This window comes from Desulfatiglans parachlorophenolica (genome assembly GCF_055394735.1).
Window position 1 is genome coordinate 5,316,571 of record NZ_AP042460.1, and the last position, 16,912, is coordinate 5,333,482.

The 16,912-nt window shown below is 61.9% G+C and carries 17 protein-coding genes; 6 read left to right on the forward strand and 11 right to left on the reverse strand.

What is annotated here, in order from left to right:
- The first annotated feature begins 15 nt into the window (after positions 1–15).
- Positions 16–1,506, forward strand: a complete 1,491-nt coding sequence (locus ACZ500_RS24645) for a deoxyribodipyrimidine photolyase (protein ID WP_464230082.1) — start codon at positions 16–18, stop codon at positions 1,504–1,506.
- A 48-nt stretch (positions 1,507–1,554) separates the two neighbouring features.
- On the opposite strand, the gene ilvD is transcribed toward ACZ500_RS24645, so the two are convergent.
- The gene (gene ilvD, locus ACZ500_RS24650; protein WP_464233114.1) at positions 1,555–3,228 is read right to left on the reverse strand and encodes a dihydroxy-acid dehydratase; all 1,674 of its coding nucleotides are present in this window, start codon (positions 3,226–3,228) and stop codon (positions 1,555–1,557) included.
- A gap of 14 nt (positions 3,229–3,242) precedes the next feature.
- On the opposite strand from ilvD, the gene ACZ500_RS24655 reads away from it, so the two are divergent.
- The gene (locus ACZ500_RS24655; protein WP_464230083.1) at positions 3,243–3,542 is read left to right on the forward strand and encodes a hypothetical protein; all 300 of its coding nucleotides are present in this window, start codon (positions 3,243–3,245) and stop codon (positions 3,540–3,542) included.
- Complete coding sequence (locus tag ACZ500_RS24660) at positions 3,539–4,294, forward strand: lysophospholipid acyltransferase family protein (RefSeq protein WP_464230084.1); 756 nt, start codon at positions 3,539–3,541, stop codon at positions 4,292–4,294. Before ACZ500_RS24655 ends, ACZ500_RS24660 begins: the two co-directional genes overlap by 4 nt.
- Before the next feature lie 289 nt (positions 4,295–4,583).
- Here the strand turns inward: ACZ500_RS24660 and ACZ500_RS24665 are convergent, their stop codons facing one another.
- Entirely contained in the window at positions 4,584–5,948 is a 1,365-nt protein-coding gene (locus ACZ500_RS24665) for a M23 family metallopeptidase (RefSeq protein ID WP_464230085.1), read from the reverse strand.
- A 138-nt stretch (positions 5,949–6,086) separates the two neighbouring features.
- Complete coding sequence (locus tag ACZ500_RS24670; RefSeq protein WP_464230086.1) at positions 6,087–7,472, reverse strand: amidohydrolase; 1,386 nt, start codon at positions 7,470–7,472, stop codon at positions 6,087–6,089.
- A 185-nt stretch (positions 7,473–7,657) separates the two neighbouring features.
- Between ACZ500_RS24670 and ACZ500_RS24675 the strand changes: the two genes are divergently transcribed.
- Together ACZ500_RS24675 and ACZ500_RS24680 are read left to right on the forward strand one after the other, a co-directional pair.
- The gene (locus ACZ500_RS24675; protein WP_464230087.1) at positions 7,658–9,013 is read left to right on the forward strand and encodes a DUF1015 domain-containing protein; all 1,356 of its coding nucleotides are present in this window, start codon (positions 7,658–7,660) and stop codon (positions 9,011–9,013) included.
- Positions 8,994–9,719, forward strand: a complete 726-nt coding sequence (locus tag ACZ500_RS24680; RefSeq protein WP_464230088.1) for a tRNA1(Val) (adenine(37)-N6)-methyltransferase — start codon at positions 8,994–8,996, stop codon at positions 9,717–9,719. Before ACZ500_RS24675 ends, ACZ500_RS24680 begins: the two co-directional genes overlap by 20 nt.
- Here the strand turns inward: ACZ500_RS24680 and ACZ500_RS24685 are convergent.
- The 8 genes from ACZ500_RS24685 to ACZ500_RS24720 all read right to left on the reverse strand — a co-directional run bounded on the left by ACZ500_RS24685 (position 9,703) and on the right by ACZ500_RS24720 (position 16,372).
- Positions 9,703–10,008, reverse strand: a complete 306-nt coding sequence (locus ACZ500_RS24685; protein WP_464230089.1) for a DciA family protein — start codon at positions 10,006–10,008, stop codon at positions 9,703–9,705. The genes ACZ500_RS24680 and ACZ500_RS24685 overlap by 17 nt on opposite strands.
- Before the next feature lie 241 nt (positions 10,009–10,249).
- Entirely contained in the window at positions 10,250–12,256 is a 2,007-nt protein-coding gene (gene tkt / locus ACZ500_RS24690) for a transketolase (protein ID WP_464230090.1), read from the reverse strand.
- Between the two features lie 30 nt (positions 12,257–12,286).
- Positions 12,287–13,021: a TVP38/TMEM64 family protein gene (locus ACZ500_RS24695; protein ID WP_464230091.1), complete on the reverse strand. Its 735-nt coding sequence runs from the start codon at positions 13,019–13,021 to the stop codon at positions 12,287–12,289.
- 243 nt (positions 13,022–13,264) lie between these two features.
- The gene (locus ACZ500_RS24700; protein WP_464230092.1) at positions 13,265–13,693 is read right to left on the reverse strand and encodes a hypothetical protein; all 429 of its coding nucleotides are present in this window, start codon (positions 13,691–13,693) and stop codon (positions 13,265–13,267) included.
- Positions 13,690–14,241 (reverse strand): 2-oxoacid:acceptor oxidoreductase family protein, encoded by a 552-nt coding sequence (locus ACZ500_RS24705; RefSeq protein WP_464230093.1) that lies wholly within the window; start codon positions 14,239–14,241, stop codon positions 13,690–13,692. Before ACZ500_RS24705 ends, ACZ500_RS24700 begins: the two co-directional genes overlap by 4 nt.
- 63 nt (positions 14,242–14,304) lie before the next feature.
- Positions 14,305–15,057, reverse strand: coding sequence for a thiamine pyrophosphate-dependent enzyme (locus ACZ500_RS24710; RefSeq protein WP_464230094.1), 753 nt, complete (start codon positions 15,055–15,057; stop codon positions 14,305–14,307).
- 3 nt (positions 15,058–15,060) lie between these two features.
- Positions 15,061–16,140, reverse strand: coding sequence for a 3-methyl-2-oxobutanoate dehydrogenase subunit VorB (gene vorB / locus ACZ500_RS24715; RefSeq protein WP_464230095.1), 1,080 nt, complete (start codon positions 16,138–16,140; stop codon positions 15,061–15,063).
- Positions 16,133–16,372: a 4Fe-4S binding protein gene (locus ACZ500_RS24720; RefSeq protein ID WP_464230096.1), complete on the reverse strand. Its 240-nt coding sequence runs from the start codon at positions 16,370–16,372 to the stop codon at positions 16,133–16,135. The genes vorB and ACZ500_RS24720 overlap by 8 nt, the downstream gene beginning before the upstream one ends.
- 166 nt (positions 16,373–16,538) lie before the next feature.
- Here ACZ500_RS24720 and ACZ500_RS24725 point away from each other — a divergent pair, with 166 nt between their 5' ends.
- Complete coding sequence (locus ACZ500_RS24725; protein WP_464230097.1) at positions 16,539–16,775, forward strand: hypothetical protein; 237 nt, start codon at positions 16,539–16,541, stop codon at positions 16,773–16,775.
- Positions 16,776–16,912: the final 137 nt, after the last annotated feature.

Sequence of the window (16,912 nt, forward strand, 5' to 3'; positions counted from 1 at the left end):
GGAGCGGAGAAGACCATGACCCGGGATAGGGAAGGGCGGCTGCGGTGGTGCAATGTTCCCTCGATGCGCATTACGGCGGTCAATATGGCTCCGGTGCGGGACGAGGGGCGCTATGTCCTTTACTGGATGACGGCCTTTCGGCGTCCCGCCTGGAATTTCAGCCTGGATCGGGCCAAAGCCTGGGCCGATGAACTCCGAAAGCCGCTCGTGATCCTCGAGGCGCTGCGGGTGGGTTACCCCTGGGCCGGCGATCACCTGCACCGCTTCATCATGGACGGGATGGCCGAGAACGCCGCGCATTTCAGCAGGACCGGCGCCCTCTACTACCCGTATCTCGAACCGGCCGAAGGTGCGGGCAAGGGGCTCCTCACCGCGCTCGGTGCCGAGGCGGCGGTTGTTGTAACAGATGATTTCCCTGCCTTTTTCATCCCCCGCATGGTGGTGGCCGCCGGGAGTCGTCTTGGCGTCCGGCTCGAAAAGGTCGATTCGAACGGGCTCCTGCCCATGCGGGCAGCGGATCGGGCCTTCCCGACGGCCTATGCCTTCAGGCGCTTTCTCCAGAAAACCCTTCCGGTCCATCTGGTCGAACGGCCGTCAGCCGACCCTTTGGCGGATCTGCTGTCGCAAAGGGTTGTCCTGCCCCGACAAACGACTGAGCGCTGGCCTCCGATGGAATTACAGGCATTGAAGGACGGCCGGATCCTGGAGGCGCTTCCGATCGATCACGGGGTTCGCCCCGTGGAGACCCGCGGAGGCGCTGAAGCGGCCCGCCGTCTGCTCGATCGTTTCCTTTGGGAGAAGCTTCGGCGCTATGCCTCGGACCGGAACGAACCCGAAATCGATGCGACGAGCGGGCTTTCACCCTACCTCCACTTCGGCCACCTGTCTGCCCATGAGGTCTTTCATGCCCTGGCGGAAACGGAGGGGTGGTTTTTCGACCGGCTGGGGCAGACCGCCAAGGGCGGCCGGCAGGGCTGGTGGGGAATGAGCGGATCGGCCGAGGCCTTCCTGGACCAGCTCGTCACCTGGCGTGAACTTGGATTCAACGGCTGCTTGTTCAGGGAGGATTACGATGCATACTCCTCCCTGCCCGATTGGGCTCGGGGGACCCTAGAGAGGCATCGGCTGGATCCGCGCGAGTATGTCTACGACCTGGCGGTCTTCGAAGCCGCGGCGACCCACGACCCCCTGTGGAATGCCGCCCAGCGGCAGCTCCTGCGCAAGGGCACGATCCACAACTATCTGCGTATGCTCTGGGGGAAGAAGATCCTCGAGTGGACCTCTTCCCCGGAAGAAGCGCTGCGGGTCATGATCGAACTCAACAACCGGTACGCCCTGGACGGCCGGGACCCCAACTCCTACAGCGGGATTTTCTGGACCCTGGGGCGCTATGACCACGCCTGGGGCCCGGAAAGACCCGTATTCGGGACGGTCCGCTACATGAGCTCCGCCAACACGGCCCGGAAGGTGCGGGTGAAGGGTTACCTCTCCCGCTATGCCGCGTGATCCGGAGGCATCCCCTAAAATCCGGATCCACTTCCCGCCCGGCTGCGCCTACTTTTCGAAGACAGCGCCTTTGTCCGCACTGGATACCATCCTTGCGTAGCGCCCGAGGTAGCCGCGCTGCACCTTGGGCTCGAACGCCGGCAGCCGGCTTATTCTTGCGGCGATCTCTTCATCGGAGAGCTTGACGCGAAGGCTTTTGCCCGGGATGTCGATCTCGATCGCGTCTCCTTCCTCGACGGCGGCGATGGGGCCGCGGGCTGCCGCCTCAGGGGAAACGTGGCCGATGGACGACCCGCGGGTGGCCCCGGAAAAGCGTCCGTCCGTGATGAGCGCCACGTCCTTGTCCATGCCCATCCCGGCCAGCACCGATGTGGGCGAAAGCATCTCACGCATCCCCGGCCCGCCGCGGGGTCCTTCGTAGCGGATGACCAGCACATCCCCCTTCCGGATCCGGCCACCCGTAATGGCTGCCACCGCCTCTTCCTCGCTGCTGAATATCCGGGCCGGCCCCGTGTGTCGGAGCATTTCCGGTGCTACCGCGGCCTGTTTGACGATGGCGCCTTCCGGGGCCAGGTTGCCCGTCAGTACGGCCAGGCCGCCCGTCGGGTGAACGGGGTTTTCCACCGGTCTGATGACGTTCGGGTCCTGGATGCCGGCGCCGATCCGCTCGAGCATCCCTCCGAGGCTGGTGCCATAGACGGTCCGGGTCTCGAGATCGATCAGTCCGGCCTTGCCCAACTCCGCGAGGATGGCCGGCACGCCGCCCGCGTGGTACAGATCGACGATGTGATGCGGACCGGCGGGCGCCATGGAGGTCAGGTGGGGGATCTTGGCCGTGTAGGGGTCGAAATCCTTGAGGGTGAGATCGACGTCCGCGTAGTAGGCGATGGCCGGCAGGTGGAGGGCGGTGTTGGTCGAGCCGCCGAGGGCCATGTCTGCGGCGACGGCGTTGCCGAAGGCCTCGCGCGTCATGATGTCGCGCGGCCTCAGGTTGCTGCGGACGAGTTCGACGGCCTGCCTGCCGGTCTCCTTTGCGAGGTGGACCCGGTCGGCGTATACCGCCGGCGCGCTGCCGTTGAAGGGGAGGGATATGCCGAGCGCCTCCGACAGGTTGCTCATCGTGTTGGCGGTGAACATCCCGGAGCAGGAGCCGGCCCCCGGGCATGCCCCGCACTCGTAGCGGCGCAGGTCTTCCGCGGTGATCCGGTCGCTCTTGAGGGCGCCGACCGCCTCGAAGACCTTGTCGAGGCCCATCTCGCGGCCTGCCACCTTGCCGGGCAGCATGGGGCCGCCGGAGAGGAAGATCGACGGGATGTTCAGACGGGCTGCGGCGATCAGCATCCCCGGGATGATCTTGTCGCAGGAGGCCAGCAGGACGAGTCCGTCGAAGGGATGGGCCATGGCCATGATCTCGACGGAATCGGCGATCAGTTCCCGGCTCGGGAGGGAGTACTTCATGCCCTCGTGGTTCATGGCGATCCCGTCGCACACCCCGATGGTGTTGAAGACCATCGGGGTGCCCCCCGCTGCGTAGATACCGGCCTTGACGGCATCCACCAGACGGTCGAGATGGATGTGCCCGGGTATGATTTCGTTGAAGGAATTGGCGATTCCAATGATCGGCCTTTCCATCTCCCAATCGCAGAAGCCGTCGGCCCGCAGCAGAGAGCGGTGCGGGGCCCTTTCGGCGCCTTGCAGCATCAGATCACTTCGTTTGCTCATCATGGTTCCTCCTTATGCCTTTTCATCCGGAAGGATCCTCATTTCCGGATTGGAAACCGGGTTGTACCGGGAAATCATTCCCGGATGGAGGCTACTCTATAGCACCGGTGGAACTCCGGATCAAGTCATCATCTCCTGATACAGAGTGCGTGCTGGCTACGCGCCGAGCGAACGGCCGCAGGCGGGCATTTTGCGGGCTGCCTCGAGGCGGTATGCTTGCCTTACGTCGATGGAATCCCTACAATGCAGATGCCGGGAAACAGGCACAGGCCTGCCGATACAGGAGCGAGCCCGGTCGGAGCGACGCGAAATGAAAGAGGATTCGGGGCAAGCGATGGGGAAGGGCGTTTTACACCCGCCTGAACGGTTCTTGATGATCGTCGGGCCCTCGGTTTTCGCCCTCCTGATACGGGTGTATCTCGGGCTTTGCCGGATGGTCCGGGTCGAAGGCGACGCCCTGCAGCGCGAGGCGCTCAGCCGCTCGGGGGGAAGGGCGGTCTTCGTGACCTGGCATCAGCGCATGTTGATGCTGGCGCGGTATTTCGGGCCGCGGCGCCTCACCGTCATGATCAGCCAGAGCCGCGACGGGGAATACGGCGCCCGCATCGCGGCGAAGCTCGGGTTCAGCAGCGTGCGGGGCTCCTCGACGCGCGGCGGCATGCGGGCCCTTCGTCTTCTTTCGAAGGCCATCCGGGAAGGCGCCTGCGGCGGCATGCTGGCCGATGGGCCCCAGGGGCCCCCGCGGGTGGCGAAGGTGGGGACGGTGCTCTCCGCCCGCGATGCGGGCGTCCCGATCATCCCGGTGGTCTGGTCCGCGGATCGCTGCTGGGTTCTGAACTCGTGGGACCGCTACATGATCCCGAAACCCTTCGCGCGCGTGGCGGTCTATTACGGGGAGCCCATCTGGGTGCCGCCCAGGGTCCGCGGCGAGGCCCTCGAGGGCTGCCGGCGTCTGCTGGAAGACCGGTTGAACGAACTGGCTCGGCTGGCCGACGCCCATTTTGGGATGGAAAGACCCTGGCGGCGGATGAAAGATGGAGAAATCCCCGGGGCCGGCCCCCTTTGAGCCCTCCTGCGCCGTTTAGGCTCGGGCGGCAGCTTCAGCCGGAAAGACCTTCGAGATGCCACTTCATCTGATGGGACCAGGAGGATCGGGTTTGAGGTGAAGTGGTTCCAGCGCCCGGAAAAGAGGCAGGGGCAACGGCGGAACAAAAACAGATGCCGTCAAGGCGTCTTCTGCTCTGTGCCGGACTTCCCGTCCTCGTGGAGGCAATCCGGGGTGGAGGTCCCCCCGCAATCAACGCGCCGATCGACGCCTGGGTGGGCCAAAAAAACCGGCCCCGGCTGCCCGCGGGCTATTTCAGAAGCGCCAGTTTCCGTGTTACGTTGTCCTCGATCCAGTGGCTGTCCCACCATTCGATCGGATTGACAGGGATCCCGTTCACCATGACGCCGAAATGCAGGTGGTCACCGCCGGCGAGGCCCGTCTGCCCGGTCAGTCCCAGGATCTCTCCTTTGGCGATCTCCTGACCCTTTTGCACGTGGCTGACGCTCAGGTGCGAATAGATGGAGGCGAGCCCCTGCCCATGGTCCACGACGACCGTCGTCCCGTAAATCCCGAGCGTCCCGGAAAAAATCACCTTGCCGGCGTTGGCGGCCTCCACGGGCGAGTTGGCGAGCGAGGCGAGGTCGATCCCCATGTGGGTCTGCTCATCGATCTTCTGGCCGTTGTAGAAATAGCTCCGACGGTCCCCGAAACGGGCCATGTTGGCTGCGTTCTTGAGCCGTACCCAGGTCCCTTCCCACAACTGCCGAGGGGCGGTTTCAGTGCGCATGGCGTAGAACGCGGCGGCGTTTTCCTGGCGGAGTTCGCGGTTGATCTTCAAGAAGCGCTCCAGCAAAGTCGCCTCGGGATCGAACTTCACGAACGAGAAATAGGGCAGGATCTTGTTCAGGAAGCTGTCGCCGACGTTGATTGAATCGGCCCGGAAGCGTTTGGCGCGGATCTGGTAATAAAAGCCTGCCCGAGCGGAGTTTCCGGCCTGATCGCGTGCCCAGAGGTGGATGGCGGGCTTCCCCTGAGTGTCCAGCGGCAGGGCGAAATAACACACGTGGGCTCCCTTTTCCGTGGTTCCGTCCGCCGGATAGCCTGGGAAAAAGAGGTCATCGACATAGATGCCCGTTTCCACGGCGTCGGAGGAGGCCTCATAAACAACCAGCCCGGTGCCTGCCAGGTTGATGTAATGCGAACTGCTGATCGCCCTGAGGGCGGGTGGAATGGTGTCGACCACCATCTTTTGCTGCACGAGGGAGCGGTTGCCGTCCCCTCCGTTCCGCCGCGAGTAGTCCCAGACCGACACCTGGAGTTCGACCAGGCCCTGGGCAAGTGAGAGGGCTTCCGGATCGATCGTGTATTCCATCTCGAACCGGTGCTGTCCCTCCTTGTTGAAGAGCCCTGCAAATGGGAACTTTTCATCCAGCACCGTGACTTCCCGCCCCTCCTGGGTGATGGTGGCCTGGACCCGCCGCAACCCTCTGTCCGCGTCCGTCGCCGTGATCGTAAATTTCTGATCAGCCGAGAGGAACTCCGGCAGGGGTTTGAGATCGAGGGTGGGCTTGACCCCTTCGAAGATGCCCCAAAGGAACCAGCCCAACCCACCGAGTACCAGGACCAGCACGGTGAATGCCAGCATAAAACTGATCTTCTTGCCTTTACCCATGGTTCGACCTGAATCGTCCTCTCATCCCTCGGAAGGGATACCGGTTGAGGGAGGCCCGAAACGCTCCCTGTGGTTTACATGGTATATATGCACTGGCGTGCGATCCGGCGGAAGCATCAGGGTGCTCGACATCTTTTGTCACGCACCCTGGTTCGATGCCGGTGCGACGCTCGTCTGGTTCAGTCCGGCCGTAGCGGTCGTTATCCGCTGGGCGACGGCCGAAACCTTGCGCATGATCTCCGCCGCGTCCAGGGTCAGGAAGGACCGATTTCGCATCAGGATCCGCCCTTCGACGATGGTGTCCCGGACGTCTCCGCCGGATGCGGCGTAGACCAAAGCGGAATAGGGATCATAGACCGGGTGGAGATGCGGTTTTTGCAGATCGATAACGATCAGATCGGCCGCTTTGCCGATTTCGATGGTTCCGATCCGGCTGTCCAGCCCGAGCACCTCGGCCCCGAGAGAGGTGGCCATCCTGAGCGCGTCCCGGGCTGTCAGCGCAATGGGGTCCGCGCTGAAGACCTTGCTCAGTTTGGCGGCGGTGTCCATCTCCTGGAACATGTCGAGGTTGTTGTTCGAACAGCACCCGTCGGTTCCAAGGCCCATGGGGATGCCAAGCCGCATGAGGCTCGTGACGGGGGCGACACCGGAGGCGAGTTTCATATTGCTTTCGGGGACGTTGACCAGCCTGACGCTCCGCTCTTTCAGAAGGCGCATCTCGTCCGGATCGAGGTGAACGGCGTGGGCGGCTGTCATCCGGCCGTCGAGGATTCCGAGCTGATCCAGATACGAGGCGGGCCTTCGGCCGGTTTGCCGCAGGATCTGGTCCACTTCGCCGAGGGTTTCGGAAAGGTGGATCTGAAAGGGGGCTCCAAACCGTTCGGAGGCCGCGGCACCGGCTTTCAGGGTGGCGGCCGAACAGGTCACGGGGCTGTGGCAGAAGAGCCCGGCGGTGATGCGGTCCGATACGCCCTGCCAGCGCTCCATGAACGCGCAGGCTTCGCGGATATTGTCCGCAGGGTCGGGCACGCCCGGGGCCGGGAAGTCGATCACGCCCTGGGCGACGACGGCGCGCAGCCCGGCCTCTTGGACGGCCCGTGCAGTGGCATCCTGAAAAAAATAGCCGTCTGCAAAACAGGTCGTTCCCGATGCGATCATCTCCAGACACCCGAGGAGGGCCCCCCAGTAAACCGTGTCGTCGGAGAGGAAGGCCGCCTCGGCGGGGAAGATCCGGTCGAAAAGCCATTGATGCAAAGGCAGATCGTCGGCATAACCCCGGAATAGGGTCATAGCGGCATGCGTGTGGGCGTTGACGAGTCCGGGCATGACGATGCATCCCTTGGCGTCGATACGGTCAAGTGCACCCTGAGCGGCGGTGAAGCCCGCTGGTGCGGTCTCGATGCCGATGATGCGGCCCGAATGGATGCGGATCGTTGCATCTTCGATAGGTGCGGCCCCGTCGACCATTGTCAGCAGGGTGCCGCCGGAGATGACCAGATCCGGCTTATGGGTATATTTTTCCAATATCGCGAATCGCTGGATTTTCTCGATGGTTCATTGCCGCTTTGGGCTTGACCGCGGCGGCGACGCTCCAAACAGGGTAGCGGCTTCGATCTCGGTGGTCAAGTCTTAAATCTGGTTGACAAAAATGCCCAGATTGAGAGAAACTAAAAATTTATTATTTTTGCCGCCACCTTAAGGAGCCAGCTATGACCATCATCGCCCCCTTCAGGGGTTTAACCTATAGCCCTGAACTCTCCGATGAGATGTCCAACCTTACGGCGCCCCCTTACGACGTGATCTCTCCGGAGGAACAGGAAGGCTATTACGAGAAACATCCTTATAACGTGATCCGCCTGATCCTGGGAAAAAAGAAGAAGGGGGACTCCGACTGGGACAATCCCTACACGCGCGCCGCGGATCTGTTCAGGCGGTGGCAGTCCCAAGGGGCCCTCCGGCAGGCGGTATCACCCTGCATGTACGTCACCGCGCTCGACTACGATCCCGGCAATGGAGAACCGCGCCGGACCCGCTGGGGCGTCATTGCAGTGGTGAAGATCGAAGAGGCGGATTCCGGGGTGATCCTGCCGCACGAAAAGACCTTTTCGGCCCACAAAGACGACCGTCTGCGGCTTATGCGCGCCTGCGGCGCCCAGTTCAGCCAGATCTTCGGCCTATACGAGGATGCCGAAAGCAGGGTCATGGACACCCTGAGCGGCATCCTCGCGGCGCCCCCCGGACTCGATTTTCCGTTTCATGACGGGACAAACCACCGCATGTGGGTGGTCGACGATCCGGCCGTCTTCAAGTCTGTTGCACAGACGCTTGCGGACAAGCGCATCTTCATCGCCGACGGGCATCATCGCTACGAAACCGCCCGGAACTACCGCAATCTGATGCGTACGCGGTTTGGACAGCAAAGTCCCCGGCGATCGTATGAATACGTCATGATGTATCTTTCCAACATGAGCGACGAGGGCTTGACCATCCTGCCTTCACACCGCTTGATCAAACGGGTGCCGGGATTCGACCTCGAGCGGTTCCTGGGGCGGGTATCCGCGTGGTTCGAGATCGAACCGGTGCCCATGCCCAAAACGCCTTCCGATGCGGAGTACATGCGGCTGAGGGAATCGTTGGCCGAGGCCGGCCGTTTGACGACTGCCTTCGCCCTCGTGCTGCACGGCGACGACCGGGTGTTTCTGCTCGCCCTCAAACCAGGTGCCCGTACGGAAATGGGGGATGATCTCCACGATTCCCTGAAAAAACTCGATGTGCTCGTCCTGTCGCGGCTTGCCTTCCAGAAGGGTATGGGTTTCAGCCGCGAAGACCTGGACAATCCGGAGCTGTTTCACTACCAGAGCGGTTTCCGCAAGGCGGCGAACGATATCCGGCAAGGGCGGTACGAACTGGGGTTTCTGCTCAACCCGACGCGTATGGAGCACGTGAAGGAGGTTGCGGGCAACGCCCTTGTGATGCCGCGCAAGTCCACCTATTTTTACCCGAAGGTGATGACCGGCCTGGTCTTCAACAAGCTCGACCCCGACGATGCCATCGCCGTGCCCTGAGATCACGATCGGACTCAACGAATCCTTGGACGCCATCCTGGGCGGCCGACTGCGGTTCATCCAATCGAGGGACGGCTACCGTTTTTCGGTGGATGCCTTGCTGCTCGCCGGTTTTGTGACCATTCGGCCCCATGATGTGGTGGTGGATCTCGGCACCGGTTGCGGTGTGATACCGATCATGCTGCTGCACACCCGGCCGGTCGATGGTGTGGTGGGTCTGGAGATCCAGTCCGAACTGGCTTCTCAAGCGATCAGAAATGCCCGACTGAACGGTTTCGAACGTCGGATGGCAGTCGTGCAGGGGGACCTGCGGGCTATGCCGCTGAAGGGGGGGGCTGCGGATGTGGTCATCTGCAACCCGCCCTATCGCAAGCTCGACAGCGGGCGGATCAACCCCGATGCGCGTCGGGCTATCGCCCGGCATGAGATCATGGCGTCCCTCGACGACATTCTGACGGCAGCGTGCTTTCTCCTGCGCAAACGCGGCCGTTTCGCCTTCGTCTACCCGTCGGTGCGGCTGGTGGACGCCTTCGCACGGATGCGCCGCTTCGGCTTGGAACCAAAACAGGTCCAGTTCCACTACCCCAGTCTCGGCTCCGGCGCAAAACTGGCCTTCATCGAAGGCTGTTCGGGCGGCCGCCCGGGGATCCGGGTTTTGCCGCCGATCCTGGATCAAGGGATTTTTTCGATCAACGCCCCATCCTGAAGGCGATCTTCCGCACGATATTCCGTCCGAGGGCGAGATCGAGCTTCTCCCTGATCTCGGGTTCCCGGTAGATCATTTCCTGCAGCCAGACAGGATCGGTTACGCTCACTTTCAGCTCGCCGTCTTTGAAATCCACGGGTCGCGCGTGCTCGGCAATGACCTTTCCCGTGACCTGCCCCCAGATCCGCAGGATGGGGTAAAGCCCCTGACCCAACGGGGAGTTCCGGTTCTCCAGGATCTCCGCCAGGATATCCCTGATGGGAGTCAGTGTCCTCTTCGGATATTCCATGTGAAGAATTCCCCCCTGACATCGGCCATCGATTTCACGGGTTCGACCGGCCGGAGCGGGGGGGGTGGACAGGGTTGGGCCTCATCTGACCCCCGTTCTTGCCGAGACAGCCTTTGCCGTTTCACGGATGACGGTCCTTCACTCCGGTATGTGCAACCCATCGATTTTGCGGCGTTGCCCCTGGCATGAAAAGCGGTCCGTCTCATCGGTCGCAGGACCGAGGACCTTCTCCGCTGTCCGCTTATTTTCGGAGCAGATCGTGCGCCTTTTCGAGGACGGCCGCCGCCGTCAGTCCGAATTTCTCATAAAGGATCCGATAGGGCGCGGAGGCCCCGAAACGCTCGATCCCGATCACGGCGCCGCTCACTCCAACATATCGATGCCAACCCATAGGGCTGCCGGCCTCCACAGCGATCCGCCGAGTCACGTCCTCAGGGATGACTTGGCTCCGGTAGTCAGCCGGCTGCCGCTCGAAAAGCTCCCAGGAGGGCATGGATACGACGCGGACGCAGTGCCCCTCGTCCGCCAGCTTGCCTGCGGCCTCGAGAGCGATTTGGACCTCCGAACCGGTGCCGATGAGAAGGATCTCGGGCTTTTCTCCGGGGCTCTGCCACAGGGTGTAGGCCCCGCGGGCCAGCATCTCGGCCGGGGGCAGCACGGTGCGGTCGAGCGTCGGCAGTCCCTGCCGCGTCAGCGCCAGGGCCACCGGCCCTTCCGGGATGGCGACGGCCGTCCGCCACGCCTCGCGCGTTTCATTGGCGTCCGCCGGGCGGATGAGCGTCAGACCGGGGATGGCGCGCAGGGCGGCCAGTTGTTCGATCGGCTGGTGGGTGGGGCCGTCCTCCCCAAGGCCGATGCTGTCGTGGGTGAAGACGTAGATGACGCGCAGCTGCATGAGCGCCGCCAGGCGGATGGCCGGCCGCATGTAGTCCGAGAAGATCAGAAAGGTCCCGCCATAGGGCCGGATGCCGCCGTGAAGTGCCATGCCGTTCAGGACGCCGCCCATGGCGTGCTCCCTCACGCCAAAACGGATATTGCGGCCCGTGAATGCCGGCCCCTCGAAGTCTTCCTCTCCCTTGATGAGCGTTTTGTTGGAAGGGGCGAGATCCGCCGAGCCTCCGAAGAGATTTCCGCACTTCCCCGCCAGGGCGTTGAGGACCGTGCCGGAGACCGCCCGTGTGGCAGGCCCCTTCTCGTCCGCTTCGAACTCCGGCAGGGCCTCGTCCCATCCGGCTGGGAGTTCCCCGTTCATCCAGAGGCGCCACTCGTCCGCCAGATCGGGATGGGCGGCGGTGTAATCCGCGAACCGGGCTTTCCAGACATCCTGCGCGGAGGCCGCTTGGCGGCCGGCTTCGCGGAAACGTTTCAAGGCCTCTGCCGGGATAAGGAAGGCCGGCTCCGCCGGCCAGCCAAGGTTGGCCTTGGTCCGGGCGAGTTCTTCGGCTCCGAGCGGTTCTCCGTGCGCGCTTGGCGAGTCCTGCTTGCCCGGGCTGCCGAAACCGATATGGGTGCGGACCGCGATCAGGGACGGCCGCGCTGTTTCGGCCCGGGCTGCCCGGAGGGCTTCTTCGATGGCGCCGATATCGTTTCCGTCAAAGACTTCCTGGACGTGCCAGGCGTAGGCCCGGAAGCGGGCCGCGCGGTCTTCGGTGAAGGTGATGTCCGTGCTGCCCTCGATCGAAATGTGATTGTCGTCGTAGAGAAAGATGAGTTTTCCGAGGCCGAGGTGTCCGGCAAGGGATGCCGCTTCGTGCGAGATCCCCTCCATCAGATCGCCGTCGCTGACGATGGCGTAGGTGTGATGATCGACGATGTCGAAGCCGGGGCGGTTGAAGTGCGCCGCCATATACCGCTCCGCCATGGCCATGCCGACGGCGTTGGCAAATCCCTGCCCGAGCGGACCGGTGGTGGTTTCCACGCCGGGTGTCTGGCCGTATTCGGGGTGGCCGGGGGTCCGGCTTTCCCATTGGCGGAACTGCTTCAGATCGTCCAGGGTGAGATGGTATCCGGTCAGGTGGAGAAGGCTGTAAATCAGCATGGAGCCGTGGCCGGCCGAGAGGACGAACCGATCCCTGTCGGCCCAGGCGGGGTCTTCCGGGTTGTAGCGCATGAAGCGCGTCCACAGGACATAGGCCATGGCGGCGGCGCCCATGGGTAAACCGGGGTGGCCTGAGCGGGCTTTTTCAACCCCATCCGCGGAAAGCATCCGGATCGTATCGATGCACAGGGTATCCAGTTCCAGAGACATGATTTTTCAGATTCTCCTTTCGAGATGGGTTTAGATGAGATGAAGCTTTTTGAGCACCTTCGGGATGAAGAAGGAGAAGGCATAGAGCCCCGCCACCGCAAAGGCCTTGGTGGAAACGAGGGGATGCCATTGGCCCGTAATCCAGGCTTCTTTCAGAGCGCCCCCGAGGAAAACGAAGGTAAAGAGACTGATGATCATCCCCAGGGCCGTGGCGGTGAGGTAAGGGCCGAAGCGCACACCGGTCAGGCCTATCCCGAAGTTTACATACGTAAAAGGCATATTCAGCAACCGGATGTAGAGCACGGTTACGAAGCCGTTGGTTTCGAAGGCATGGTCGAAGCGCTTGAGGCGGCTGCCGATCATGGCCGCGGCGAAGTCCCGGCCAAGGGTCCGGGCGATCAGAAAAGCGGCGCTCGCTCCGATGATTGCCCCGATCCAGACACAGAAAAAACCCAGGTTGACCCCGAAAAGGGCTGCGCCGAGCATGCTGAGGATGCTCGATGGAACCAGCAGGCAGAGGGCCGTGGCGTAAAACAGGATAAAAATCGCCGGTCCCCAGAGCCCGAAACTCCTGACGACCGGTTCGATGGTGGTCGGGTCGAGCCACCTTCTGAATGCCGGCGAGCGGATGAACAGCAAAGCCGTCAGGAAAAAGAGCAGCAGACCCGTTGCCTTGATCCATGGATGCTTCGAGAGGGGCTTTGCAGGGGTCAGGTCTGTCGGCATACCGGGCAAAAGCGTTTCGGAAAGGTTTTTAGAATTCAAGCGTGTATCCGCATCGACGGAATCGGCCGGATGGCGTTGTCCGTGAATCGTTTTGTAGCAGCATTTTCTCCTGGAATCAATCCTCAAAGCAAAGGGCCGACCTCACCGGTCGCGGTGGGCGGCCCCGGCCTTACGAAAGGCATTTTCCAGGCATTTCCGGAAAAGTGATAGGGCTTCCGACGGCATGCGGTCAGCGGCCCAAGGGGCGGCACGCCTCGGCATGCCCGGAAAGGGTAGGGATGATCAGGTGTGATAGAGGTCTTTACCGATGACCCTGATCCAGCTGTCTTCAAGGCGCTGGACAGCCTCCTCCAAGGGACCGAGCCCCAGGATCAGTACGGTAGCCTCCCCGGTGCCGATGCAGGGGTAGATGTAATCGACATTGATGCCTGCAGCCTTCAACGGCTTCAGCACGGCATTCAGTCCGCCGGGATGATGCGGCGTTTCACAGGCGATCACATCGGTTGTATCCAGTTGATAGCCGCCGGTTTTCAGGATGTTGACCGCCTTGTCCGGATCGTCCGCCACGAAGCGGAGCTTGCCTTCATGGGCCTCGGTCGAGACGTAAAAAGCGATGATATTGATTCCCCCGGCGCCCAGGGTCTCGCTGACAGCGGACAGGGCCCCCGGTTCGTTTTTCAGTGCGAGGTCGATCTGTTTGACGGTTTTCATTGTGAGGCTCCTCTCAGGACGAATTCGGCGCCTTTGTCCAGACCTTTCCGGTTCAGTTCCATGACAGCCGGTTTCTTCCCTTTGACGATCTCACCGAGGCCGTTCATGATGGAATCCAGGGTGGTGATTCCGGTCTGCTGCACAAAGGCGCCCAGCATGATCATATTGATCGTACGGTCGCTGCCCAGCTCTTTTGCCATCTCGTTGGCGGGCACGCGCAGGACGGTCAGGTCCTTCCGGGAAGGACTGGTGTCGATCAGGCTGGAATTCAGGACGATGACGCCGCCATCCTTCACCATGCTTTCGTAGCGCGCCAACGAAGGTTTGTTCATGATGACTGCATACTCGGGCGAAGAGGCGACCGGTGAAAAGATCTCTTCATCGGATACCACGACCGTGCAGTTGGCTGTGCCGCCGCGGACTTCAGCGCCGTAGGAAGGCAGATAGGTCACGTTTTTACCGTCCCGCATGGCGGATACGGCCAGCACGTACCCCATCATCAGAACGCCCTGTCCGCCGAAACCCGCAAAAATAGTCTTCTTGGTCATAACCCACCGATCCTTGTGTTTAGCTTGGCCGATATCGCAACCCGCCGACCCGGGCTGTGGACGCTACTTCAGGTCCGGAGCCAAGTCTTTGATGACTTTCAGCGGAAAATACCGGGTCATGCTTTCATCTACCCATTTCATTGCGTCCACGGGGCTGAGCTTCCAATTGGTTGGACAGGGGGAGAGGATCTCCACCAGCGAAAACCCGAGGCCGGCCATCTGGACCTTGAAGGCCTTGGTGATGGCCTTCTTGGTGTGGCGGATCGTTTTCGGGCTGCTGACGGCGGTCCGCTCGATGTAGGCGCTGCCGTTGGCGATGCCGAGCATCTCGCTCAGGTTCAACGGCGCCCCGTCACGCAGGATGTCACGGCCCCCCGGCGTCGTCGTGGAGTTCTGCCCGGGGAGGGTCGTAGGGGCCATCTGGCCCCCGGTCATGCCATAGACGCCGTTATTGACGAAGATCACCGTGACGTTCTCACCGCGGTTGGCGGCGTGGATGGTCTCGGCCGTTCCAATGGCGGCGATGTCTCCGTCGCCCTGGTAGGTGAAGACGATGCGGTCCGGGAGGACCCGCTTGAGGCCGGTGGCCACGGCGGCCCCGCGGCCGTGAGGGGCTTCACCCATATCGACGTCGAAGTAATTGTAGGCCAGAACGGCACAACCGGCGGGAGGGACCCCGATGCAACGCTCTCCGATGCCGAGTTCGTCGATCACCTCGGCGACCAGCCGGTGGATGATGCTGTGGCCGCAGCCCGGGCAGTAGTGGAATACCGCTTTCTTCAGGTAGCGCGGCCATTGGGAAACCTTGGTTGCCATAACTTATTCCTCTTGCAGGTTCTGCCGATGATAGAGGGTGTTGATCACCTTGGAGATCTCCTCGGGGGTCGAGACGACGCCCCCCGGCCGCCCGTAGAAATGCACCTGGCTGCGGCCCTCGAGCCCGAGCCGGACATCTTCGACCATTTGGCCGGTGCTCATCTCATAGACCAGAAAATGCCGGACCCAGCGGCTCATTTCCACCAGGGTGCGGTTTGGGAACGGCCAGAGGGTGATCGGCCTGAGAAGCCCCACCTTGAGGCCGATATCGCGCATCCGCTTGATGGCCCCCTTGGCGATCCGGGCGGCGGTGCCGTAAGCGACCACCACCAGCCGGGCGTCATCGGTCAGGTACCTCTCGGCCGCGGGGATCTCCCGGTCGATCTGTTCGTATTTGCGCACCAGCTTCCAATTCTGGTCCTCTTCGACGGATACGTCCAGGAGGAGGGAGCGGATGATGCGGCTCGGACGTCCCTTGGCTCCGTCCAGGATCCAGGGTTTGGGCGGAAGCTTCTTGAGATCCAGGGGCTCCGGGAAAACGACGGGCTCCATCATTTGTCCCATCATGCCGTCGCCGAGGATCATGACCGGTGTGCGGTATGTGTCGGCGTAGTCGAAGGCCTTCCGGGTGATGTCGGCCAGTTCCTGGCCGCTTGCCGGGGCGAGAACGATGGTCCGGTAATCGCCGTGGCCGCCCCCTCGGGTCGCTTGGAAGTAATCGCCCTGGCTGGGGGCGATATTTCCGAGACCGGGTCCTCCGCGCATGGTGTTGACGATGAGCGCGGGTAGTTCCTGTGCGGCCAGATAGGAGATCCCTTCCTGCTTCAGGCTCACGCCGGGGCTGGAGGAGCTTGTCATGGCGCGTGCGCCGGCCATGGCCGCGCCGATGACCATATTGATGGCGGCCAGCTCGCTTTCGGCCTGGATGAACGTGCCGTCTCCCAGCCTGGCCATGGCTCCTGCCATGTATTCGGTCAATTCATTCTGGGGGGTGATGGGATATCCCGCATAAAACCGGCAGCCCGCGCGTACGGCCGCTTCGCCGATGACATGGCTACCCCTCATCAACATTTTATCATTCACGGTAAACCTCGATAGCCAAATCGGGACAGATGGTGGCGCACATGGCGCATGCGGTGCATCGCCGATCCTCGGTCGTCTCGTTTTCGGTGAACTCGGCCGGATAGTATCCCTTTTGGTTCAGTCTGTCCGAAACGACGATCAGATGATTCGGGCAGACGGAGATACAAAGCTGGCACCCCTTGCACAACTCCCGATCGATGGTGATCCTGCCTGTCTTTTCTTTTTTTGCCATGGCTTCATACGCGTTCGCTTGGGTTCACGGGGTCCGGAGCCCTGGGGCCCTGGAAACGATCATATTTTTAGATAAACAAATCTCATTAGGCGGAACTAGAAAATTTGTCAAGCCTTTTTGTGTAAGACATTGCGGCCGCCTGTTCGAGGTCGTTTCCAATCCGGTAATGATCTTTTTTGCCAATCTCGGCGTCAATCTGCACGTTTGCTTGTGCGGCGACCTGCAGGTCGCCTCCGCACAAACGCTGGATTTCCTTGATATTGGCAAAAAATCCTCATTTCCGGATTGGAAACTGAATGGAACCGGGAAATCATTCCCGGATGGATCTAATGAAGAGGAGGTCACACAGGTGGCTTGCGGAAGGAGAAAGAGGAAACCATTTGCTGCGGGCGGCCGTTTCTAATCGGCGCAAAGCCGGACGGATGCTCAGGATGATCCCCAGCCCCCTTCGCAAAAAATCTTTGGAAAGTCATCAGGTTTTCTGATAGACTCCCGGCGGGTTGCGGAAAGTCCACATTTAACGCAATGTTCGGATTGCAG